Here is a 22,275-nt window from a genome sequence, read left to right on the forward strand (position 1 = left end):
CCGAGGGCTTTTTTAAGCTTCAAATGCTTGTCAATAATTTAACTCGTTCAATTTTTCAAAACCTCAATATCCCTTATTTCCACTTTTCCTCTGCGTAGAGTGACAAAAAAGGGTTATTATTAGAAGCTTTATCTTATTTTGCGGATATGAGTTGAGCGGCATTCAGGGCATTTCCTAAAAAATCGCCTTATTATCCCTCAATACTCCGGACAGTTTTTGGAACGAGACTACAAGCTTACGCGGCGCAAGGAGCATAAATAAAGTCCAATTAAATACAACGAGCTGGGTGGAGCTGACATTGATTTAATTATCCACAGTGCCTCAAAGTCCTACAGAATAAGCCATTGGGTCATATAAAAACTGTCCGGACTATTGATCCCTCATGAACTCATATTGTAATTCCGCAACGCTTTAAATTACTATTTTTAACCAACTTTCTCCTCTAAACTGTCTTTTTTTTGTTCGAGATCTGTCGATACAAATAGTCGAGGTAGTAAAAGTCCAGACCTAGTTTTGTAGTCGGCAAATTCAGGATATCGTTCGAGTGAACGATCTTTTTTTATCATGTTAGGAATAAACATACCAGCAATAAAAGCTGCCAGAATTAAAAAAGGTAGCCAGTGCTGAACTAGCATCGCAAACGATCCGTAGATGAAAATTTCTCCTAAGTAATTCGTATTGCGCGCTCTGGCAAAAAATCCTTCAGTTATTAGTCCCGAACGGTACTTAAGGGTGTAATACTTCTGCGCATCACTACTATAGTGTAGAAAGACACCGATGATATTTAGGGAAATTGCTGCTGCCACTAAAGGCAGAGGTGGTTGTGAGCCACTGCTAATCAAAATAAAAGGTGCTACCCAATAGAGGCTAACTAACACAAAGCCGAATATTCCCATTCCGAAAGAGATTTCTTGTTCCCACTGCTTATCTGGATATATCTGGCTTTTGAGCAGCCACAACAAACCATAAGTACCGTGCAGAGCGAGATAAACCCAAGCACCAAAATTAAAATTTTGGTAAATGAGCATCAGTGTCAAAATAAATGGAAAGCTGAGTCCTTTGTGCAGATTGATAAAGTGCTTGACTTTCATAGCTTTTGCTAATCTCTATCTAGTAAAGTCTATCTCTATTTATATTACACTTTTTTAGATATAACTACTTATCACGAGCAAACTTATCAACCTGCTTCTATTTGGCCTGACGCGGTAACAAGCAACTTGAAAGCGTGACCGGAGGGCGCTCGTTCGTTTATTTGACAGCTCCGGCTCTCGGCTTAACAAAGAAAATCGATCGCGCTCTCAGTACCGAAAGAATGTTGCGCGGATCACCCGCGACGAAAGCTTAATCAATGATTTCTCTAATCGGGCGAGCGCTACTCCACAAGTTCAGTCCTGGACGCATCAACAGCAAGAAAGTGGGTTTTTTACCGTTTCTGGGGCTGTAACAAAGTATTTTGTGAAAAACCCGGTTTTTGAGTACCGGTGAGTAAGCCCTAAGTATTGTTAAATTCCGTTTGAGTCGCGAATTGGCCCGTTGTAATCGACTCTCACCCTCCCATCTTGGGAAACCGTAACAACCGTTTCTACAGTAAAGACAGACGAACCAGGCTTGGAACCCTTAAAAGTAAAAGTCCAAGTTCCATCGCCATTGTCAACGAACGGCGATTCCTTAGAAGTACCGTGCATAGAAGCTTCAGCTCGATAGTTGCCTAAACCCCCATTAGCCCTTTCTGCTGTTTGACGAGCTAAGTTTTTTGCCCGATTGAGTTCGATATTATTGTTGATCGCTCTCACGCCGTCGGTCTCATATTCAGGAGCAGGATTAGCATTACTCAAGGAGGGGGAGACTCCAACGGCTAAAGTTGAGAGCGCTACCAGACAAGCAAGTCGAATGTTTAGTTTCATAATACAAACTGATTTATAGTTTGATAAAGTCTACAACACTTGCCCGAAAAAACCCGGTTGAATTTTCACTTTTTAATTTTCACTTGTGAATCTGCTGGCGTTTCCCCACCGTTCAAATAGCGGTAACTCATCCGAGAAATCTCCCGAATCAATGTTTGAGCAGGCTTCTCGGTTTCCGGCGAATGCTTCACCATCACCGCCACCAAATAACGCTTACCGTTCGGCAAATCCACCATCCCCGCATCCGCTAGCATTGTATCAATGTTGCCGGTTTTGTGAGCAATAACTGAATCTTCGCCTAAACCTTTCGGCAGCAAAGAATCATTTTTAGTTTGGCGCATGATTTGCAAAATGCGATCGCGCGATTTCACCGATACCAAATTACCCCGATCGATCTGGGCTATGATATTAATCAAATCCTTCGGACTGGTAGTATTAGTTCCCTCCAAATCTGGCAAATTATTACGCAGAACCGTGGTACTCAAACCCCAATTTGCAAAATGCTGATTTAAAACCTCAGCACCTCCCAACAACTCAATCATCATATTCGTCGCTGTATTGTCGCTGACAACAATCATCTTTTCGGCCACTTCCAAAGCCGAATACTTCTTACCCGGAGAGTCGTCTTGCATCTCCCCAGAACCGCCAACTATGTGTTCGGACTTCAGCGTCAGCATCTGATCTAACTGCACTTTGCCCTCATCTACTGCTTGGAAAAAAGCTACTAAAATTGGCACTTTAATCGTGCTAGCTGAAGCAAAAGCAGTATCGCCATTAAAATTTAGGTAGCTTCCAGTATCTAAATCGACTAAAAATATTCCGGTTGTCAAACTAGGATTTTCTGTTGCTAAAACCTGAACTTGGGTTTTCAAAGCTCCTAATTCTTGAGTCAGTTGCAGCGCTTCAGGGGTCGCGGGTGCAGCAGATGCGCTATCGGCTGGGTTGTTCTCCCCTGTAGTGGTTTGTTCTTCTGCCGCTACAGTCGATGCTCGACTTACAGCATTCACCACCGACAGCAGCGTCCCGCAAATCACCGCTATCCCAACTCCCAAAATCAGCAAGCGAGTAGCGTAGACCAACGGCGGCACGCTCGCAGATGCTGGTCGTTTACCCGGCCTCTGGCTTGCTTGTGGGCGCGGTTTAGGCAGGGGGTTTTTTTTGGCATCTGGGGGGATTACCGTGTCTGGAATGCGGACTGGGGGCGAACTGGGACGACTTCCACGGGTTGCAGGGGGGCTGGTCTTTGGGAGCTGGCTGTTGGGATTGCTGGCGATCGAACTTACATTTTCCCGCTCCAGAGTCGGGTCGGGAAACTCAAACATATCGACAGCAGCGAGGCCTTTTTTGCGCGGTTGGCGAGTCTTCGACTGCTGAGTTTTGCTGGTTCTGGGTTTTCTCGGGTTAATTGCCGATCGGGGATCGGATAAAAAGTCTTGTGTAGTAAATTCTTCCGAAGATGTGGGAGAATTGGCTCCATTTCTGCTGCCGCGGCCCTGTTGCACTGGCAAAGTCGCAGGTTCGGGCGATCGAATTTCTGAATTGCCGTTTTGCGGTTGCGGAGGGCGGCGGCGGCCCGAGTTGCCAGACTGACTTGCTTTGCCGGACTTAGGCTGCTTTGAGCCGGAGTTGGGAGAGGATATCGAGGATATCACCGATAATATCGATCCTTTGGGAAACCGCTCTGCCACGTCTTACTCCTTCATCACTAATGTAAAGTTCAAGTTTAAGATTTTTCAGCTTGCCAGCCAATCAATTTTAGATTTTAGATTTTAGATTTACCCCAGACGCTGCATGGTATCAGCAACCCGGTTTATTGCTCGCAAATTATCCCAAAGCTGAGGTTTTTAGTCAAGAAACCCGGTTAGGAAGGTGACAAGTGGGGGCAGGAAAGTTCTCTGTGAAAAAAATCCTCAATCTCACATCCCCAATTATCAGCATTTCTCCTAGCTATCCGTTGGATTTTCCGGCAACGCCCCATCCAGAGTATCAAAATTTGTCTCTCGTTGGTAAGTTTTGATTGCCCATTCTGTTTGGCGGAGGACGCCCCGCAGCATGGCGACTTCATCCACTGTCGGATAGGCTCTGTTATACAAACGCCGAAATTTTTCCATCCGGCTTGCTGCTGTGTGCTGCTGCAAATATCCTATTTTTAACAGCAAAGTTTCTAGTTGCTGGTAATATCCCTCTAAATTTTCCAAGGGAGCCGATTCCTTCTGGCCACTGACAACTGACAACTGACAACTGACAACTGACTTGTATAGTTCGTAACAGCAGATAGCGACAGCTTGGGCGAGATTTAGGGAAGTGTAGGCATCGCTGCTAGGAATGCGGATCAGGCGTTGAGCGCGGTTTAACTCGGCATTGGTCAAGCCGCAGTCTTCTCGGCCGAAAATGAGGGCACTGGGGGCTTCAAGGAGCCAAGGCAAGGCATCTGCGGGTTCTTCTAGTTGTGTTGGCAACGATCGACAATCATCCCCTGTAGTTGCGATCGCTCTGACACACCCAACCAAAGCAGCCGGCAAACTCTCGACTACTTTGGCCGTTTCCAATATGTCGGCGGCGCGAACTGCCATCAGTCGGGCCTCTTCCCCTAAATAATCGCATTGGGGATTTACCAAAACTAATTGGTGCAAACCCATATTTTTCATGACGCGGGCAACAGAACCGACATTCAATGGGCCTGCAGGTTCGACTAAGACTATTCGGATGTTGGCGTCGGCCGTTTCGAGCATTTAATTTAGGAAGAAGGAAGAAGGAATACGGAAGAAGGAAGAGGCAATAATAGCAAGGGTTTCAGCAATCAAGAATGTCTGTTCCACAAGCAAATTATTTCCTTACAAACAGAATTTTGGGCTTGTTCGACAACAAATTGAATCTTGTGGGAAAGGCCGGAAAGCCTGTTCCTAAAAATGGTACAAGATGTGAGTTAGTAATTTACTTTCCAAATTAGCATGGCTAAGCAACGAGCGAAATCTGATTTACCGACAAAAATGTGCCCGGTGTGCGATCGACCTTTTACTTGGCGCAAAAAATGGGCGGACTGCTGGGATGAGGTCAAATACTGCTCCGAACGTTGTCGTCGCCGCCGTTTGGCGGCTCAAGATTAAGAATTTAGGGCAAGTTGCTCGATCAAAGCTAAGATTGCAAAGGAAAAATTTTAGGTTATTAGGTTATAAATTATGGCATCGCAACAAGTGCAACCAAAGTTAGTTATTCACGGCGGTGCGGGCAGTTCTCTACATAGTAAAGGCGGAATTGAGGCGGTGCGGAAATCGCTTTACGATGTTTTGGAGGAAGTTTATCCGCTGCTGAAAGACGGTGCAAGTGCCGTAGATGCAGTGGTGCGGGGCTGCCAATTGTTGGAAGATGACCCGCGATTCAATGCCGGTACTGGTTCTGTGGTGCAGTCGGACGGTCAAATTCGGATGAGTGCTTCGCTGATGGATGGTTTGATGCAGCGTTTCAGCGGGGCGATTAATGTTTCTCGCGTTCAACATCCGATCGAACTTGCTCAATTTTTGCAGCATTCGGACGATCGAGTTCTCTCTGATTTTGGTTCGGCGGAATTGCTGCGAGAACTTCAATTGCCGATTTACGATCCGATGACGGATTTGCGTTTGCACGAGTGGATGCAGGAACGCCAAGGCAATTTTAGTAAAGCAATGGCTGACGTGGTTGCCGAACCGGCCGGTGTGGGTACGATCGGAGTCGTAGCTTTGGATGTGCATGGACGCTTGGCTGCTGGGACTTCGACTGGTGGCAAGGGTTTTGAGCGGATTGGGCGGGTTAGCGACTCGGCGATGCCGGCGGGAAATTACGCCGCTGGAAGTGCGGCGGTAAGCTGTACGGGGATTGGCGAACACATTATGGACGAGTGTTTGGCCGCGCGAATTGTGATTCGGGTAACGGATGGTTTGAGTTTAAAAGCTGCTTTTGAGCGTTCTTTTACTGAAGCTGACGAACGTCAACGGGATTTTGGCGCAATTGGAATTGATGCTAGCGGGGCGATCGCTTTCGGCAAAACTAGCGAGGTGATTTTGGGTGCTTTTCACAACGGTATGCAAATGGGCGACACTTTGGAAATGAGCAAGGGAACGCTGATTTTCATTGCTTAAAAAGCCGATATAAATTGTCAGTCTGCGGTTCAGATACCCGACTTTTTGAAGAATTCGGGTATCTCGATCTGCGTTAGTTTTATATTAAATCCGGTGCCATCATAATTGATATTACCCACAGTCAGGACATGGCGCCCTGTCCTTTCCATACAATTAATCTGGGGGCTAAGCTGTTAGCCCACATTCCGCAGGTAGCACGATAGTCAGGGAATTTTTTCAATTGAGATGGCACCGCAGCTCAATAGAGAAGATAATATTTACGGCAAGGAGCGCCAAAGAATTGGATAATCCAAAATCGTTCTTGCGTCAGATTGGTAATGTGCTTGACATGATTAATTGTGGGTGCATCTCAGTTTTTCAAATCCCTGAAAAAATAGCTCAAATGAAAAAGCTAGTAAAACCGTAAAAAACGATGAGGCAAAGAAAATGACACCCGAAGATAAACAGCAGCTAAAAGCATACTTAAAAGGGGCAGCAGAAATTCTTTACAGAAATACAGAGCCAACGGAACTCTCAAGTTTTGAAAGTATCGAAAAATCTCTACATCAGAAAATGTTAGAAGAAGTAGGGCCCGAACTAGCTACCTTTTTTTTTCAACAGGATCAGGAATTAAAACCGGAAGACGCCACACCGTAAAATCATTAGTCGGGTTGCTGAATATTACAGACAATCAGGCGGAATATTTGGGGTTAAAGCCTTATAGTCAACTCAGTCCAATGATAGAAAAGTGTGCTCTGATAATCAGTGCCAACGAGTCTTATCAAAAAGGAGAAAAAGATTTAGAAACATTCACAGGAATCCGAGTCGCTCATAGTATATTGCAAAGAATGGTAAAGCTCCAAGATTTTGAATTACCTACATCTAAACTAGGAGTTCAATAAATCACATTAGATGGAGGAAAAGTTAGGCTACGTAACGAAAAAAATGGTGAAGCCTGTTATTGGAAAGATTATAAAGCGGTATGTTTAGATAATTTTTATGGCGGAGCATTTTTTCAAAACAATCAAGATTTAATTGATTGGAGTAATAGCCAAAAATTGCTGCATCCTATATATTGTATAGGAGAGGGGCATCCCGGAATTTGGAACCTCTTTCAAGAAATAGGAGGTCCTGAACAAAGACAAGAAATCTTAGATTGGTATCATCTGAAAGAAAATCTCTATAAAGCGGGGGGTTCACTGAAACGATTAAAGCAAGCAGAAAATCTGTTGTGCTCAGGTCAAGTCAATGAAGTTATCAATTTATTTAAAGAGTTGAAAAGAAAAGGATTTAACACCTTTTGCAATTATTTAGAGTTCCATCGCAACCCAATAGTTAACTACCGATACTATAGCAAAACCATTTGATTTGTAAACAATCGATTCAATGATCACAAGCGTTTCAAGTAGTTCTACATTCATGACTCAAATAGACTTGCTATATAAAGAAGAATCTTTAAGTTCTACCGGTTCTGGAACAGTGGAATCAACGATTAAACGAATTGGACTGAGGGTGAAACTATCGGGAGCGCAGTGGAATATCGAGAGTGTTTCATCTATCCTTTCTCTGCGCTGTGCTTATCTCAACGGTCAACTTTCAATTTGATGTATTTGCCAAAGTGAGATGCACCCGGTAGAACAGGATGAGATTTAGAATTTCACGCTCTTGATGTCCTTCGCAACAAATATTTTTCATGATCACCCAGAAGATCTCCTTATTTAACACATCGAAAATACTCATACAATAACTACTCTGATAATTTTTATGAGTTACAGTCCCGAGATAACTATCAGTAGAAAGAGTTGAAAGAGGCAGCTATCTCTGCGGTGAATGCTACCTCCCTATTCCGAAATAAATCTAACAGCAACCGCCGCCGTGATAATGCCACGTCGAATCAGTAATTAACACTTTATCGGGCATCAATCCCCCCAACTTCCCAGCAGTTTTATCGCACACCGCCGCCGGAACTCCCCGCTGCAAAACGTGACCTGCCCCGTCATCAAAGAGATCTTCAGACCCCGTATAAATCGCCGTCTTGCCAGTGAAAATGCAAGCTCCGTCATCCGGTACCTCCACTTTAAAAGACACCGAATCCAGGCTTTCTAACAGCAAATCCCCATCCAATTGATAATTGTGTTTGTCCAGCAATCGGTAAGGACGGCGCGCCCGCACTTCGACTTGCCCAAAACCAACGTCTACAAGGTGTTGAACGTATTCTGCGTATGTCAAAGCGCCGGACAAACACAGGGCACGCAAGCGTTGGTCTTCCTTCAAATGCTGCGGAATGGGGCGAGTTGCGATCGGATCGCTCATCAACAATCTGCCACCCGGTTTTAACACCCGATAAGTCTCTTTTAATGCTTTAGCTAAATCGGCTGGTTCAAAGATATTAAACAAGCAGTTTTGAGCGACAACATCTACAGAAGCATCCGGCACTGGCAACGCAAAAGCATCGCCTTCACAAATTTCTACAAAACTCGGATCAAACCAATCATTTTCGTGGGCGGCTATTTGCAAGTTTCGTGCAGCTGCATCTCGCATTGCTGGAACCGGATCGACGGCAATAACCGCTCCTTTATGTCTAGAAAAATATGCAAATTGTAGTGCTTCCAATCCGCCGCCGACGCCTACATAAAGCACGAAGGGATTGCCGACAAGTTCGGCGGCGTGAACGGTTGTGCCGCAGCCGTAATTCATTTCTTGCATTTGTTCGGGAATTTTTAATCCTGGCAATTGCAAGGGACTGCTTTGGACGCAGCAAAGTCCGATTTGGGGTGTTTCGGCAACATCACTGTAGAATTTGGCTGCTGTTTCGAGGTAGGTCATTTTTTAGTGTCCTAATTTTTTATTTTTGACCGCCGATGTAGGCAGATTTACGCGGATCAACGCAGATGAATGCAGAAAGTTTTCGTTAGGTGGCAAATTCGACTTTTTGTTCGGATTTGGGCTGATTTTCGGGTTCGGAAACGGTTGTTTCGCGAGGGGCTAATTCGCTGTTTGGCTGGCTAGGAGTCTCAGCGGCAACAGGTGGCGTTGGCGGTACAAGATTGGGAGACGGTTCTGGTATCGCGGGAGCGACTACTTTTGGTACTGGAGCTTTTTGTGTTATTTCTGGCAGGGTTGGTGGCTCTGAAGGATTAGCAGGTTGCGGTTCTTGACGCAAGAAGTTGCGGAACCGATTGTAGTATCCTTTATATTCCTGTTTCTTTGGTTGGCTAGATGCTGTTGGTGTCGGTTCTATTACTTGAACTGGAGCAACAACTTTGGGGGTTTCTAACTGTGGAGTTGCTGTCGGCGTCGGTTGTATTACTTGAACTGGAGCAACAACTTTGGGGGTTTCTACCTGTGGAGTTGCTGTCGGTGTCGGTTGTATTACTTGAATTGGTTCTACAACTTTCGGCGCTTCGAGTTCGGGGGTTGCTGTCGGTGTTGGTTCTATTACTTGAATGGGAGCAACTGCGGGAGCGACTGTTGGCTCTAAGCTGGGTTCGGTAACAGGGGTTTCTGGAACCGGAGGTGAGGGTGGGACAACTGGTGTTTTTTCTAATGCAGGTGTCGGCGTCGGTTCCGGGGTTGGGGTTGGTGTCGGTTCGGGGGCTTGGTAGGTGCGATCAACTATAGCGCGAGTTTCTGATGTTGTTAGTTCGCCCCGCACTAATTTTGAAAGAGTGTCTTGGCCGAGCGGTTGGTAATTTATCAGTCTGGCTGTATTATTAAAGGCGTTTTTGACGATATTTCCGCGTTCGTCAATTAATTCTAGCTGTACCCAGTTTTTCCCTGATTTGAATCCTTTAAGATATATAGGTTGCCACTGGTCGATCGCAAAGCTTTCGCCGTTGACTGTGGCTCGAATTTTCCAATCGAGTATTTCATCTTGGGAATTTTCTTGCGCCACTTCGTGCGGCGGGGCATTTGTCAAGTAAAAGTCGAGCAGGATGGGTTCTGCGCCGTAGCTGCCTTGGGGGCTGTTGTACGTTAATAGGGGCAATGTTCGATCGGGATTATTGTCGTCTGTTTTGGTAAAAACGTGAAAGGTGGTTTGAGCCGCGGCACCTTCGTTTTTAAAGCTTTCTTCCCAAGGGCGAGCGGCGAACACCTGCAGGGTATGGGTTCCGGGTTCTAAGTCGGACAGCGTTAAAGGTTGGTTGATGTCGTAAACTGCTGCATAAGGTTGGTTGTCTAATAAAACTTGCACATGGGGGCCCAAACCCAAGTTTGCATTTTTGAAAATGGGCAAGTCCTTCACTTGGAACTGAACAGACACATTTATATCCTGAAGCACTTCGTCAGGTTTTGGATTCAAAATACTAATTTGAGGCTGGTAGATTTCTAGAGCCTGACGCAGTTGTTGAATGGCTTCTGGGGGAGAAACCTCTGAGATTTTGTTTACCTGGGCGGTAGCTGAGCCGCTCTTGTTCCCTGATTTGGGCAATTCGGAATGGCCCGCGCCACAACTTGCTAAACCCAAAATTAATACTGCTACTGCAAACAATGCCAGCAGCCTGCCTGCAACCGTTCTGTGCCAATTGATCCCAATCACGCAACCATACTCCTAGAAGCCTTCTCATAGGGAACTATAGCCCAAAAATGAATTTAGTATTGGGGAATTGCAGCTCATGAATTCCAAAGGCTCCTAGGAGGCAGGATTGAGGCAGCAGCGGGCAACCCATCATCTCCCACTCTTAATTCCCGCAGCCTTTTTCCCAAACATATATCTACAAATGAGTATTCCTAAATTACTTTATCTTTGAGTTTTGTAAAGTTAATGGCAGTACCCCTTGACTTTTTCGAGGGACTGTGGGATTTAAAGGCGTTATTACATCAAGAATTGAGCCTTTTTTAAGTATTGTTAACAAGCGATTAATACTCCTCTAGCAAGCTTATAATTCATAAAACTCCCTCAAAAGGAGCAGCCGTATCAAGTCTGAATCAAGGATGCGATCGGCGGCTCATCTGGAGAGAAGAGTTTGCAGTACCCAGTCACATTGTTAGCGACACTGGGAAACTGGCTTCTTCACAGAAGCAAAATGCTTGGGGAGACGATGCACCTGCGTCTAACTCTGCAAAGAGTAAAGTGTAGTGCAGTGTCGGCTTTTTCGAGAATCCCCCGCCTCATCAAGCGCGGGGAGTGTCCGGTACAGTGTTCAGTTCTCGTTCCTTGTCTTACCGAGAGGAGAGTCTTCATGACCATTAGTCCTCCAGAGCGAGAGGTAAAAGCTAGGGTAGTAGTCGATAAGAATCCGGTTCCAACTTCCTTCGAGAAGTGGTCAAAACCAGGTCATTTCGATCGCACTCTAGCTAAGGGGCCAAAAACCACCACTTGGATTTGGAACCTCCACGCTAACGCTCACGACTTTGACAGTCATACAAGTGACTTAGAAGACGTTTCGCGCAAAATCTTTAGCGCTCACTTCGGCCACTTGGCAGTAATCTTCGTGTGGATCAGTGGCGCATATTTCCACGGCGCTAAATTTTCCAATTACGAAGCTTGGCTGACAAATCCTACAGCCATCAAGCCCAGCGCTCAAGTGGTCTGGCCGATTTTTGGTCAAGAAATTTTAAATGCAGATGTAGGCGGCGGCTTTCACGGAATTCAGATCACCTCTGGTCTATTCCAGTGGTGGCGCGCCAACGGCATCACTAACTCATACCAGCTATATTGCACTGCGATCGGCGCCCTGGTAATGGCAGCTTTGATGCTATTTGCCGGTTGGTTCCACTATCACGTCCGCGCTCCGAAACTGGAATGGTTCCAGAACGTGGAATCGATGATGAACCACCACTTGGCTGTGTTGTTGGGCTGCGGCTGCTTGGGCTACGCGGGACAGCAAATTCACGTGTCGCTGCCAATCAATGCTTGCATGGACGCGATCGATGCAGGTTCACCGCTGACAGTCGGCGGCAAGCTGATCAAAACAGTTGCCGACATCCCCCTGCCGCACGAGTGGATTTTGACACCGGGCTTGATGGCTGACATCTACCCGAGTTTCGCTAAAGGTTTAACCCCCTTCTTCACCCTCAACTGGGGCGCATACACAGACTTCCTGACCTTCAAAGGCGGTCTGAACCCCACCACAGGCGGTTTGTGGCTGACTGATACAACACACCACCACTTAGCTTTGGCAGTGCTGTTCATCGTCGCTGGTCATATGTACCGGACGAACTGGGGCATCGGCCACAGCATGAAAGAAATCCTAGAGAACCACAAAGGCCCCTTCACTGGTGAAGGTCACAAAGGTCTCTACGAAATCCTGACTAATTCTTGGCACGCGCAACTCTCGATTAACTTGGCACTGATGGGCTCTCTGAGCATCATTGTTGCCCACCACATGTATGCGATGCCTCCGTATCCGTACATCGCGACAGACTACCCGACTCAGCTATCCCTGTTCACCCACCACATGTGGATTGGCGGATTCCTGATTGTTGGAGCAGCCGCTCACGGAGCAATCTTCATGGTTCGGGATTACGAACCCGCTGGAAATGTCAACAACTTGTTGGATCGCGTGATCCGGCATAGAGATGCGATCATTTCCCACCTGAACTGGGTTTGTATATTCTTGGGCTTCCACAGCTTCGGTCTGTACGTTCACAACGACACGATGCGGGCTTTCGGTCGTCCTCAAGATTTGTTCTCGGATACCGGGATTCAGTTGCGTCCGATATTTGCCCAGTGGGTGCAAAACATCCACGCTTTGGCTCCGGGCACAACAGCGCCTAATGCTACGGAAATCGTTAGCCACGCTTTTGGCGGCGGTGCAGTAGTCGTCGCCGGCAAAGTAGCGATGATGCCGATCGAGTTGGGTACGGCGGATTTCATGATCCACCACATCCACGCTTTCACCATTCACGTTACAGTCCTGATTCTTTTGAAAGGCGTGTTGTTTGCACGCAGTTCTCGCTTGGTTCCTGACAAAGGCAACTTGGGCTTCCGGTTCCCTTGCGACGGCCCCGGCCGTGGCGGCACCTGCCAAGTTTCTGGTTGGGATCACGTGTTCCTAGGCTTGTTCTGGATGTACAACTGCATCTCGATCGTGATTTTCCACTTTAGCTGGAAAATGCAGTCGGACGTGTGGGGAACAGTATCGCCAGACGGCACAATTTCTCACATTACCGGTGGCAACTTCGCACAAAGTGCGATCACGATTAACGGCTGGCTGCGGGACTTCCTTTGGGCGCAAGCTTCTCAGGTAATTCAGTCCTACGGTTCGGCACTGTCGGCCTACGGTTTGATGTTCCTAGCTGGACACTTCGTCTTCGCCTTCAGCTTGATGTTCCTGTTCAGCGGCCGTGGCTACTGGCAAGAACTGATTGAGTCGATTGTTTGGGCTCACAACAAGCTCAAGGTAGCTCCGTCGATTCAGCCTCGTGCTCTGAGCATTATTCAGGGTCGGGCTGTGGGTGTAGCTCACTACCTCCTAGGAGGAATTGTCACTACGTGGGCATTTTTCCTAGCGCGAATCATTTCGGTAGGGTAAACTACCCCTAGGTTTTGGATTCTCGATTTGGGAGGAATCTCAAATCGAGAATCCAAACTCCGAACCGAATCCCTTCAATTTTGTTCAGGATTCAGGATTAATCAAGGCTTATGGCAACGAAATTTCCAAAATTTAGCCAAGACCTTGCCCAAGACCCGACCACACGGCGGATCTGGTACGGGATTGCCACAGCACACGACTTTGAAAGCCACGATGGCATGACCGAAGAAAATCTTTACCAAAAGATTTTTGCTTCTCACTTCGGCCACCTAGCAATCATTTTCTTGTGGACTTCGGGCAGCCTGTTCCACGTAGCATGGCAAGGTAACTTTGAACAGTGGATTAAAGACCCCCTAAACGTCCGCCCGATCGCTCACGCGATTTGGGACCCGCAATTCGGCGCTCCTGCTGTAGAAGCTTTCACTCAAGGGGGCGCTTCTAACCCGGTGGATATCTCTTACTCTGGTGTCTACCATTGGTGGTTCACCCAAGGGATTCGGACAAACGCCGACCTGTATCAAGGAGCTATCTTCTTGTTACTACTGGCGGCTGTCTTCCTGTTCGCAGGTTGGTTGCACCTCCAGCCCAAGTACCGCCCCAGCTTGTCTTGGTTCAAAAATGCTGAATCTCGCCTCAACCACCACTTGGCTGGTTTGTTCGGTGTCAGCTCTTTGGCTTGGACTGGTCACATGGTTCACGTTGCTATCCCCGAATCTCGCGGACAGCACGTAGGTTGGGACAACTTCTTGTCTACCCCGCCTCACCCGGCCGGTTTGGCTCCGTTCTTCACTGGTAACTGGGGCGTATACGCCGAGAACCCAGATGCAGCGAGCCATGTCTTCGGTACTTCCGAAGGCGCTGGAACCGCAATTCTGACTTTCTTGGGTGGCTTCCACCCTCAAACAGAATCCCTGTGGCTGACAGACATCGCTCACCACCACTTGGCGATCGCAGTTCTGTTTATCGTTGCCGGTCATATGTACCGGACTAACTTCGGTATCGGTCACAGCATCAAAGAGATGTTGGATTCTAAGGCTGGTTTGGTCGGCGGCAAGAGTGAAGGACAGTTCAACTTGCCTCACCAAGGCTTGTATGAAACCTACAACAACTCGCTGCACTTCCAACTGGCATTTCACCTCGCTGCTTTGGGCGTAATTACCTCCCTGGTAGCACAGCATATGTACGCGATGCCTCCCTACGCTTTTATAGGTAAGGACTTCACGACTCAGGCTGCGCTTTACACCCACCACCAGTACATTGCTGGATTCATCATGGTCGGCGCTTTCGCCCACGGAGCTATCTTCTTGGTGCGGGACTACGATCCTGAAGCAAACAAAGGCAACGTGCTCGATCGCGTGTTGCAGCACAAAGAAGCGATTATCTCTCACTTGAGCTGGGTGTCGCTGTTCTTGGGCTTCCACACTCTCGGCTTGTACGTTCACAATGACGTGGTAGTAGCTTTCGGTACTCCTGAAAAGCAAATCTTGATTGAACCAGTGTTCGCACAGTTCATCCAAGCTGCTCACGGCAAAGCTCTCTACGGCATGGACGTGCTGTTGTCTAACCCCGACAGCATTGCTTCTACCGCTTGGCCCAACTACGGCAACGTATGGCTCCCAGGCTGGTTGGATGCGATCAACAGCGGTACTAATTCTCTGTTCTTGGCGATCGGACCTGGCGATTTCTTGGTTCACCACGCGATCGCACTAGGCTTGCACACCACCACCTTGATCTTGGTCAAGGGCGCTCTGGATGCACGCGGTTCTAAGCTGATGCCGGACAAAAAAGACTTCGGTTATGCTTTCCCTTGCGACGGCCCCGGCCGTGGCGGTACTTGCGACATCTCTGCTTGGGACGCGATGTACCTGTCTGTATTCTGGATGTTGAACACCCTAGCTTGGGTAACGTTCTACTGGCACTGGAAGCACCTAGGCATCTGGCAAGGTAACGTGGCTCAGTTCAATGAGTCTTCTACCTACCTGATGGGCTGGTTCCGCGATTACCTCTGGCTGTATTCTTCTCAGTTGATCAACGGTTACAACCCGTATGGTACTAACAACTTGTCAGTCTGGGCTTGGATGTTCTTATTCGGACACCTTGTTTGGGCAACTGGTTTCATGTTCCTGATTTCTTGGAGAGGTTACTGGCAAGAGTTGATCGAGACTTTGGTTTGGGCTCACGAGCGCACTCCTTTGGCTAACTTGGTTCGCTGGAAAGACAAGCCTGTTGCTTTGTCGATCGTCCAAGGTCGTTTGGTTGGCTTAGTTCACTTTACTGTGGGCAACGTCCTCACTTACGCGGCCTTTGTAATTGCCTCGACAGCCGGGAAATTCGGGTAACTCTGAACTCTGGTTTCTAGGTAATTAAATGAAATCCCCTGCCTTCTGGCGGGGGATTTTTTTGTATAGCAGAAGGAAGTTCGGCAACGGATTGTGTAACGGATGGATGGAATAAGATCGATGGGTCGAAGCAAAATGCAGTTCGATTAATGTTCATCGGCGGGACAATGCGAAGTGGTTGGCTGAGTCTGTCAAGCCGGAATAAAAGTGCGATCGCAACTAAATTTGTGAGTTAGTCTGCTGGAACGAAGTCATGACACAGTGGTATAAGGAAGACCTCGCATATATTCATGATGTTGGGCATAGCGATTATGCTCTCAAATCTGCCCCTGGTATATTGAATATCTTGGCCCAAAACAAGCTACACGAAGGTTTAGTCGTGGACTTGGGTTGTGGCAGCGGATTATCAGCACTAGAATTCAGAAAGGCTGGTTATCGTGTTCTGGGAGTTGATATTTCTGAGTCTTTGATTGCCATTGCCCGAAACAGAGTGCCAGATGGCGAGTTTCGAGTTGAGTCGCTGTTTAAAACTGATATCCCACCGTGTAATGCTGTCACCTCGATCGGCGAATGTTTGAATTATCTGTTTGATGCAGACAACGATCGCCAAAACCTGGTGCAATTTTTCCGTCGCATTTATCACGCCTTAACCGAGGGCGGTGTTTTCATCTTTGACATTGCAGAACCCGGACAGATTGTAGCCGGAAACACAACCAAAGGATTCACGGAAGGAAAAGATTGGATAGTTCTGGTTGAGAAGGAAGAAAATCAAGAGAATGAAACTTTAATTCGCCGCATCATTACTCTTCGTAAAGTAGGGGAAACCTACAGGCGAGATGATGAAATACACTGTTTGCGGTTGTACAAGGCAAAAGATATTGCTGAAGCACTCGATCGCGTAGGTTTTCAAGTTCAAATCATACGTAGTTATGGTGAGTACAACTTGCCAAAAGCTCATGCAGGATTCGTTGCACGTAAACCCTTTTTAGAGGACAACTCGATCGCATAAGTGACTTGAGGGTCGATCTGCTTTTTCACTCTACCACTCGGGCGATCGCCCTTCTCCCTCAAATCTCCCCATTCACCTGCATCTGATGCACCCTATCAGCCAATTATTGCAAGCGTTTTTCGTCCAACTCGTCAATTGCCAGCATCCCGACAGAGATAATTTCTTTCAGCGTTAGTCAGGTTGCTAGCGCCTTTTTCTGCACAAGTTCCTTAATAATGGGGCTGACTGCAATGGGGGCACTGGCTCTGGTCACAAAACTAACCGGAGATTAACAACTTCGATTAAATCGTAGCACTTTTAACCTGAGCTTTTAGCTGCGATGCAAATTGTTTAACCGCATTTTGACAATACCCAACACAATGTGAAGTCAATCAATCAGCAAATGGTGACTTATCTAAGAAATATTACAAAATCTACCGTAGGATAATTTGATGCTAAAGTTATCAAATGATGTGACGATTTATCGCTCTTTACCCTCGCCTTTTTACGATCGCACAGAGCTAAAGACTAAGTTTAGTTGAGATTAGACTTAGGCTTCCTGCTTCTTAAGCCTCTGTATCTGTAAATCACTTAGTGCTGAAGATTCAATTAACCATATTACCATCACAATTGGAAATTTTTCAAGGAAACTCAGTAAATCTTTGGCAATGTTGTTGACATTAATTTGTATCACAGTCATAGTTGTGACTACTTTCAGATTAAGCCCTAGTTTCGCTCGTTCTACGCCGGCGATGTCAGCACAAGAATCAGCAGAAAAAGTAACTACAGATCTGATTGCACAAGGTTCTTCAGGAAGCTCTCTCTACACTAGGCTAGGAGGCTACAACGCGATCGCAAAGGTCATTGATGATTCAGCAATTTTCATATTCAATGACGCACTAATTGGTAAATATTTTATTGGCTTGGGCACAAACTCACAACAGAGGCTGCGTCAGTTGTTAGTGGATCAATTCTGCCAAGCAGCAGGGGGGCCTTGTGTTTATACAGGGCGGACTATGAAGCTTTCCCATAGTGGAATTGGAATGGATGGAGGTCTGACGGACCGTGAATTTAATGCTTTTGCTAATGATATATCCCAAGCTATCGATAAAAATAGGGTCAATCCACCAGATAAAGCCGAAGTGCTGGGATTTGTCAATAGTCTGAGAAGCAAGATTGTCGAAAAGTAATATGAAACACTCGAATCTCCTCCTGCTTTCGGTTGCATTTCTGCTACTGTCAGGAATGGTAACAGCCGACGCAGCCCGTGCAAAACCGTCAGAGCCAACCACCGAGATGAAAGTTCCAGTATCTCCAATGCCGAGGCAGTCTTCTGAGCGCTTTTCCATGCCTGCTATTTTTGCTCCACCGCAGGCTCAATCCAACGATCAACCTTTTTGTTTTTATCAGCGCTCTGATAGCACGATAGTTGATTTGAGCAGACTGTGTGGTGCTAAGAGCGCCGAAACGGGTACAAATACTAGATGGGAAAACGCTCCTGTTGAGGAGAAGAAGACCCCAATTTATTGGTAAAAAAATGAGAATTTGTTTCAGTAGACGAATTCCATAGGAGCGCCCTTGCCTTACTTCCCCCGAAGTGCGTGAAGCGTAGCTATCCCGTAGGAAATTGCCCTCATCGCCTCAAATTTCCCCATTCACCTGCATCTGATGCACCTTGTCAGCCAACTCTTGGCGGCTTTCCTTATCGAGTGCATCAATTGCCAGCATTCCCAAGTACACGACTTCCTTCTGAGTTAGTCTTGTCGCTTGGGCTTGTTTTTGAATGACTTCCTTTATCACGGAACTGACCGCGATCGCAGTATTAGTTTTAGCCACGAAGAATAATCAACTATTAATAACTTTCCTTGATGTTATCATCCTCAATCCGATTAACTACAATAATGTTTGACTAACTACAGTTAATCATGCTATAGTGTAAAAAATACAAAAAATCGATCGCCCCCGGTCTAGACAACTAAAGGCCGATCAACTTATTCCTCAATAATCTCCACCAAGTCCTCAATCATCACATCAAATGCCCGCGCTAACTTGTACAGGGCGGTAAAGTCAACCATTGATATTTCAGAACGACGAGCATAGCTGGTTATGGTGCTGTAGATCACGCCCGATCGCTCAGCCACCTCCTTGAATGTCCAGCCCCTCTCGGCCGCTAACTCTCGCACTTTTACTCTGACTAAACCCATGCTTGACAAATAATGCAGTTGCGTTTTAAGATAATTGCATCTGAAAAAGCAATCGCCCCCGGTCTAGACAACTAAAGGCCGATCGGCTTATTCCTCCAAAACCTCAACCAAATCCTCAATCATCACATCAAAAGTCCGAGCTAATTTCAGCAGCAAAGTAAAGTCAACCGTTGTCAGCCCTGGACAGCGAGCATAATGCTTGACCGTGTTGTATACCACCCCAGAACGTTCTGAAACTTCCTTGAATGTCCAACCTTTCTCTGCTGCTAGTTCTCTGACTTTAATTCTTACTAAACCCATGCTTGACAATGGGTGCTATAACACCTTAGAATAAATTCATCTAAAAAGCCGATCGCCCCCCGGTCTGGACAACTAAAGGGCGATCGTTTTCAAAACTTAAATAGACAGTTACTAGCTGTCTGACTTACTATGATAGCATCATCCCAGCTAAAATCAAGCACTTTCGCCTGCTCCCAAATAATTCACAAATCTCCCATCCTGCATCCCCTGGCGAGATTCGTTACCGAAGAAACAGTTGCACTCCTGTTCAATATCTCAGCAGACGAGATTTACCGCATAGAATGCTGTCGCTACATGGTGTATGTGCACGCCAAAGGCATCAGCCGGTTTGTCAGCTACGCCGATTTTCCGCCGATTGTCCGAGTAAATGCGATCGCACCTCAAGATTTTGGCAGATGGTACAAACGCTGGAAAAGCAAGCAATCACCAGCATTTTGGACGAAATTCTACACTTACAAGTTCAAAAAAGCTGTTTCAGTTGACAGCTTGCTGGAGTGGGGCCAATTGGTAGCTACAGTTAAATCGGTCCTTTCTGGGGCCGCGCTGCAACAGCTACGAGATGTCTATGCCCAAGAAAAAGATTTGATGGAGAAATTTTAAAGTGCGATCGCCCCGACGAGCAACTGCGAGAATGGGCAAAGGAAAAATTAAAATAAATGGCTAAGTGAGAAAATGGAGGTAGAAAATGGACAATCACCATGCCTAGAAAAATTCGCGAGTTAAAAGCTCAGATTACCCGTGAGGGCTTTATTTATTTGCCAAAACGCGGAAAAGGCAGCCATGAAAGATGGCAGCACCCTTTGATTGGGAAGACATTAACAATTCCAGGCAAAGACGGAGATGATGTGCCACGCTATTTAGAGAAGCAGTTGGCAATATTGTTAGCCGAACTCGACGAGTTAAAGGAGGAAGATTCATGAACCGATACAGTATGATCGTCCAATGGTCTGACGAGGATCAACTTTTCCTCGTGACGATTCCAGAGTTTGCCGAGCGCGTTGTCATGCCCTGTACCCACGGCCAAACCCGCGAAGAAGCCATCCGACATGGCGAAGAAGTGCTCGAAATGTATCTAGAAGCTTGGCAGGAAGAAGGTGAACCCATCCCCGCACCTAGCATTCTTCAAATCGCCTAGAAAACCTCATCCTCGATTCCCAGCCACCATTCCCCCAGATTCATTAATTCTTTGTGAAGGTCAGTAAGTTCTGTCATATACTCTTCAGCAGAAATCTCCGATCGCCTTTCTTGCAATTTTTTCAGCCGGAGTTGCACCAACAGCCAAGGTTTGGAAATCCCGTCCTTTGCTTCGATATATTTGGCTAGATCGTTGCTGTTCATAGTTATTGGTTATTTGTTATTGGTTAGATCGTTTCCGGTTGTATGGGAATGATTAAACCGCAGAGAACGCAGAGAAATCAGAGGAAAAGAAGAGAGAGGAATAATTATGATGCCAAGTAGCTTAATATTATAGGACTTTTGAAACGATTTAAAAAAGCTTTCATTTTTCCCAGTCGGTTTCAACCGACTTGAGCTTTGAGCCAGGGGTTGAAACCCCTGGCGGACTAACGGACTGGCGGGCTTGGAAGCTAAGATGCCTCCGGCAAACATCCTTTACCTATAATCCGAAGTCTGGATATTCTTGAGCTTCGCAGCATATTTCATACCGTATTCCGGGCGACAGAAGCGATCGATCTGAGCCTCAAAGAAAGCCCGATTTGCCTTCAAATGCTTTGGATTCGGGTCATCTAAAGGATACAAAAGAGCAGTCCGCAAAGCTTGAATCACCGCCGAAGTAACGCAGTACATCGATCGCTGAAATGTCACCCCAATTTGATTGAGGATATCATCTTCGCCGCGACAGCGCTGTTTGTAGAAATCCATCAAATACGGCGGCAGGAAATGCAGCATATCTTGTGCTAGCAAAGTCGGCGGAATCCCCGCCGTACCTACGGGGAATTTGTCTGCATAAAGCACTCCGAAGTGGAAGTCTTTTTGGTCGTCAGGAACTTCCTTAGCTTGAGCGTTGTAAGATTTGGTGCCTCGGAATGGCGAAGTGCGATAAAATACAGCTTCCACGTAAGGTAACGCTGCTTCATAAAGCCAAGTGAAACCCTTAGATTTGGGGATGATTTCGTAGGTTTCGCCGTCGATTTGAACGTGGTGGTAAATCGGGCGTCCGGCGATCGCAAATATGCCATTTACCAGAAAATCCATCGCCTGCGGGACTGTGGTAACTTTCCCTTCGTCGTACAAGTCGGAAACCTCAAAAAACACCGGCGCCATGACTTCCCAGAATAAACCGAGATTGCTGTAATAAGACATTTGGCGGCACTGTTCTAAAAACATTTCGGGAAATGCTTTGTGAAGTGCCAGCATGAACGGGTCTTTTTTGAAGTAAGCTTTAATTGCGCGATCGGCATTAGCCTTATATTCGTCACTGTCCAAATAAGGATCGAATTGATTGGTCGGCACGTACAAGCCCCGGTGCCAAAGCATTGACCTCATGCACTCTTCGGCAAATTCCATGTTAATGCGATCGTGCCACAAATGGTGAACAAATCGAGGGAGTTTACCAGTTTCACCATTCTCCATGAACTCCAAAAGTTCCGGGTGAACACTTCCAGTCCCGCGCCAAATCCGCAAATCTGCACCGTCGCCTGCATAGTGATTTTGCAAGTCTAAATACTCTTGAGGCAAGAAGTATTTAAAGAAAGGAAGCGGGTGTAAAAAAACCCGTTCGGCGATGTAAAGCAAATCTCGCCAGTAAAAGTCCATCGGCACTGCGTAAGCTTTCCAGATAGCGATGATTTGCATCAGATTTTCCGGCGTATCTGGAATCATTGCGCCGCCAGCTTCTAGCCTGTGAATTATTTCGGCAAATTCGTGTTTGGAAGGAGGTAGTTTAGTTGCTGGTTTATTAGGGGTTTGTACCATTGTTTCTTCCTTTGACTGAGGGAATCTAAATATT

At 46.6% G+C, this 22,275-nt stretch carries 21 protein-coding genes and 1 pseudogene; 11 read left to right on the plus strand and 11 right to left on the minus strand.

Annotated elements, in window-relative coordinates; all coding sequences use genetic code 11:
- Positions 1-425: 425 nt before the first annotated feature.
- The 4 genes from QUB25_RS23490 to QUB25_RS23505 all read right to left on the minus strand — a co-directional run bounded on the left by QUB25_RS23490 (position 426) and on the right by QUB25_RS23505 (position 4,636).
- Positions 426-1,091: a DUF1295 domain-containing protein gene (locus QUB25_RS23490; protein ID WP_333186664.1), complete on the minus strand. Its 666-nt coding sequence runs from the start codon at positions 1,089-1,091 to the stop codon at positions 426-428.
- A 411-nt stretch (positions 1,092-1,502) separates the two neighbouring features.
- On the minus strand, positions 1,503-1,904 hold the full coding sequence (locus tag QUB25_RS23495; protein ID WP_333186667.1) for a hypothetical protein: 402 nt from the start codon (positions 1,902-1,904) through the stop codon (positions 1,503-1,505).
- A gap of 65 nt (positions 1,905-1,969) precedes the next feature.
- A complete protein-coding gene (locus tag QUB25_RS23500) occupies positions 1,970-3,556 on the minus strand; it encodes a serine hydrolase (RefSeq protein ID WP_333186668.1) in 1,587 nt (528 codons plus the stop codon).
- Positions 3,557-3,847: 291 nt separating this feature from the next.
- Complete coding sequence (locus QUB25_RS23505; protein WP_333063968.1) at positions 3,848-4,636, minus strand: RNA methyltransferase; 789 nt, start codon at positions 4,634-4,636, stop codon at positions 3,848-3,850.
- Between the two features lie 219 nt (positions 4,637-4,855).
- On the opposite strand from QUB25_RS23505, the gene QUB25_RS23510 reads away from it, so the two are divergent.
- The 3 genes and pseudogenes from QUB25_RS23510 (at position 4,856) to QUB25_RS23520 (ending at position 7,603) form a co-directional block, all read left to right on the plus strand.
- Positions 4,856-5,011: a DUF2256 domain-containing protein gene (locus tag QUB25_RS23510; protein ID WP_333037066.1), complete on the plus strand. Its 156-nt coding sequence runs from the start codon at positions 4,856-4,858 to the stop codon at positions 5,009-5,011.
- A gap of 72 nt (positions 5,012-5,083) precedes the next feature.
- Positions 5,084-6,019, plus strand: a complete 936-nt coding sequence (locus QUB25_RS23515) for an isoaspartyl peptidase/L-asparaginase (protein ID WP_333037065.1) — start codon at positions 5,084-5,086, stop codon at positions 6,017-6,019.
- Positions 6,020-6,445: 426 nt separating this feature from the next.
- Positions 6,446-7,603 (plus strand): annotated as a pseudogene (locus tag QUB25_RS23520) (hypothetical protein).
- 252 nt (positions 7,604-7,855) lie between these two features.
- Here the strand turns inward: QUB25_RS23520 and arsM are convergent.
- Positions 7,856-8,824, minus strand: a complete 969-nt coding sequence (gene arsM, locus QUB25_RS23525; RefSeq protein WP_333186671.1) for an arsenosugar biosynthesis arsenite methyltransferase ArsM — start codon at positions 8,822-8,824, stop codon at positions 7,856-7,858.
- Between the two features lie 85 nt (positions 8,825-8,909).
- Positions 8,910-10,538, minus strand: coding sequence for a hypothetical protein (locus QUB25_RS23530; RefSeq protein ID WP_333186672.1), 1,629 nt, complete (start codon positions 10,536-10,538; stop codon positions 8,910-8,912).
- Positions 10,539-11,181: 643 nt separating this feature from the next.
- On the opposite strand from QUB25_RS23530, the gene psaA reads away from it, so the two are divergent.
- The 5 genes from psaA to QUB25_RS23555 all read left to right on the plus strand — a co-directional run bounded on the left by psaA (position 11,182) and on the right by QUB25_RS23555 (position 18,336).
- Complete coding sequence (psaA, locus tag QUB25_RS23535) at positions 11,182-13,476, plus strand: photosystem I core protein PsaA (RefSeq protein ID WP_333064855.1); 2,295 nt, start codon at positions 11,182-11,184, stop codon at positions 13,474-13,476.
- 110 nt (positions 13,477-13,586) lie between these two features.
- Positions 13,587-15,815: a photosystem I core protein PsaB gene (gene psaB, locus QUB25_RS23540; protein ID WP_333037061.1), complete on the plus strand. Its 2,229-nt coding sequence runs from the start codon at positions 13,587-13,589 to the stop codon at positions 15,813-15,815.
- Positions 15,816-16,068: 253 nt separating this feature from the next.
- Positions 16,069-16,824, plus strand: coding sequence for a class I SAM-dependent methyltransferase (locus tag QUB25_RS23545; RefSeq protein WP_333186675.1), 756 nt, complete (start codon positions 16,069-16,071; stop codon positions 16,822-16,824).
- 731 nt (positions 16,825-17,555) lie between these two features.
- Positions 17,556-17,993, plus strand: a complete 438-nt coding sequence (locus tag QUB25_RS23550) for a group 1 truncated hemoglobin (protein ID WP_333186677.1) — start codon at positions 17,556-17,558, stop codon at positions 17,991-17,993.
- 1 nt (position 17,994) lies between these two features.
- On the plus strand, positions 17,995-18,336 hold the full coding sequence (locus tag QUB25_RS23555; RefSeq protein WP_333186680.1) for a hypothetical protein: 342 nt from the start codon (positions 17,995-17,997) through the stop codon (positions 18,334-18,336).
- A gap of 108 nt (positions 18,337-18,444) precedes the next feature.
- Here QUB25_RS23555 and QUB25_RS23560 read toward each other — a convergent pair whose 3' ends face one another.
- From QUB25_RS23560 to QUB25_RS23570, 3 genes are all read right to left on the minus strand, one after another.
- The gene (locus QUB25_RS23560) at positions 18,445-18,639 is read right to left on the minus strand and encodes a hypothetical protein (protein ID WP_236506337.1); all 195 of its coding nucleotides are present in this window, start codon (positions 18,637-18,639) and stop codon (positions 18,445-18,447) included.
- Positions 18,640-18,794: 155 nt separating this feature from the next.
- A complete protein-coding gene (locus QUB25_RS23565) occupies positions 18,795-19,007 on the minus strand; it encodes a helix-turn-helix domain-containing protein (RefSeq protein ID WP_006631308.1) in 213 nt (70 codons plus the stop codon).
- A gap of 87 nt (positions 19,008-19,094) precedes the next feature.
- Complete coding sequence (locus tag QUB25_RS23570) at positions 19,095-19,307, minus strand: helix-turn-helix domain-containing protein (protein ID WP_006631306.1); 213 nt, start codon at positions 19,305-19,307, stop codon at positions 19,095-19,097.
- 129 nt (positions 19,308-19,436) lie between these two features.
- On the opposite strand from QUB25_RS23570, the gene QUB25_RS23575 reads away from it, so the two are divergent.
- The 3 genes from QUB25_RS23575 to QUB25_RS23585 all read left to right on the plus strand — a co-directional run bounded on the left by QUB25_RS23575 (position 19,437) and on the right by QUB25_RS23585 (position 20,442).
- On the plus strand, positions 19,437-19,907 hold the full coding sequence (locus QUB25_RS23575) for a hypothetical protein (protein WP_333186683.1): 471 nt from the start codon (positions 19,437-19,439) through the stop codon (positions 19,905-19,907).
- 98 nt (positions 19,908-20,005) lie between these two features.
- Positions 20,006-20,227 carry a type II toxin-antitoxin system HicA family toxin gene (locus tag QUB25_RS23580; RefSeq protein ID WP_333078501.1) on the plus strand — a complete coding sequence of 74 codons (222 nt, stop codon included), beginning with the start codon at positions 20,006-20,008 and terminating at the stop codon, positions 20,225-20,227.
- On the plus strand, positions 20,224-20,442 hold the full coding sequence (locus QUB25_RS23585; RefSeq protein WP_333078499.1) for a type II toxin-antitoxin system HicB family antitoxin: 219 nt from the start codon (positions 20,224-20,226) through the stop codon (positions 20,440-20,442). The genes QUB25_RS23580 and QUB25_RS23585 overlap by 4 nt, the downstream gene beginning before the upstream one ends.
- Here the strand turns inward: QUB25_RS23585 and QUB25_RS23590 are convergent.
- Positions 20,439-20,645 (minus strand): hypothetical protein, encoded by a 207-nt coding sequence (locus QUB25_RS23590; protein WP_333186686.1) that lies wholly within the window; start codon positions 20,643-20,645, stop codon positions 20,439-20,441. The genes QUB25_RS23585 and QUB25_RS23590 overlap by 4 nt on opposite strands.
- 273 nt (positions 20,646-20,918) lie before the next feature.
- Positions 20,919-22,241 (minus strand): CO2 hydration protein, encoded by a 1,323-nt coding sequence (locus QUB25_RS23595; RefSeq protein WP_333186689.1) that lies wholly within the window; start codon positions 22,239-22,241, stop codon positions 20,919-20,921.
- Positions 22,242-22,275 lie beyond the last annotated feature (34 nt).

Source organism: Microcoleus sp. B3-D7, assembly GCF_036705305.1.
GTDB lineage: Bacteria > Cyanobacteriota > Cyanobacteriia > Cyanobacteriales > Microcoleaceae > Microcoleus.

Coding starts and splice junctions, on each gene's coding strand:
- QUB25_RS23490 (WP_333186664.1), bottom strand. CDS start 1,091: ATGAAAGTCAAGCACTTTATCAATCTGCACAAAGGACTCAGCTTTCCA.
- QUB25_RS23495 (WP_333186667.1), bottom strand. CDS start 1,904: ATGAAACTAAACATTCGACTTGCTTGTCTGGTAGCGCTCTCAACTTTA.
- QUB25_RS23505 (WP_333063968.1), bottom strand. CDS start 4,636: ATGCTCGAAACGGCCGACGCCAACATCCGAATAGTCTTAGTCGAACCT.
- QUB25_RS23510 (WP_333037066.1), top strand. CDS start 4,856: ATGGCTAAGCAACGAGCGAAATCTGATTTACCGACAAAAATGTGCCCG.
- QUB25_RS23515 (WP_333037065.1), top strand. CDS start 5,084: ATGGCATCGCAACAAGTGCAACCAAAGTTAGTTATTCACGGCGGTGCG.
- arsM (WP_333186671.1), bottom strand. CDS start 8,824: ATGACCTACCTCGAAACAGCAGCCAAATTCTACAGTGATGTTGCCGAA.
- psaA (WP_333064855.1), top strand. CDS start 11,182: ATGACCATTAGTCCTCCAGAGCGAGAGGTAAAAGCTAGGGTAGTAGTC.
- psaB (WP_333037061.1), top strand. CDS start 13,587: ATGGCAACGAAATTTCCAAAATTTAGCCAAGACCTTGCCCAAGACCCG.
- QUB25_RS23545 (WP_333186675.1), top strand. CDS start 16,069: ATGACACAGTGGTATAAGGAAGACCTCGCATATATTCATGATGTTGGG.
- QUB25_RS23550 (WP_333186677.1), top strand. CDS start 17,556: ATGTCAGCACAAGAATCAGCAGAAAAAGTAACTACAGATCTGATTGCA.
- QUB25_RS23555 (WP_333186680.1), top strand. CDS start 17,995: ATGAAACACTCGAATCTCCTCCTGCTTTCGGTTGCATTTCTGCTACTG.
- QUB25_RS23565 (WP_006631308.1), bottom strand. CDS start 19,007: ATGGGTTTAGTCAGAGTAAAAGTGCGAGAGTTAGCGGCCGAGAGGGGC.
- QUB25_RS23570 (WP_006631306.1), bottom strand. CDS start 19,307: ATGGGTTTAGTAAGAATTAAAGTCAGAGAACTAGCAGCAGAGAAAGGT.
- QUB25_RS23575 (WP_333186683.1), top strand. CDS start 19,437: ATGATAGCATCATCCCAGCTAAAATCAAGCACTTTCGCCTGCTCCCAA.
- QUB25_RS23580 (WP_333078501.1), top strand. CDS start 20,006: ATGCCTAGAAAAATTCGCGAGTTAAAAGCTCAGATTACCCGTGAGGGC.
- QUB25_RS23585 (WP_333078499.1), top strand. CDS start 20,224: ATGAACCGATACAGTATGATCGTCCAATGGTCTGACGAGGATCAACTT.
- QUB25_RS23590 (WP_333186686.1), bottom strand. CDS start 20,645: ATGAACAGCAACGATCTAGCCAAATATATCGAAGCAAAGGACGGGATT.
- QUB25_RS23595 (WP_333186689.1), bottom strand. CDS start 22,241: ATGGTACAAACCCCTAATAAACCAGCAACTAAACTACCTCCTTCCAAA.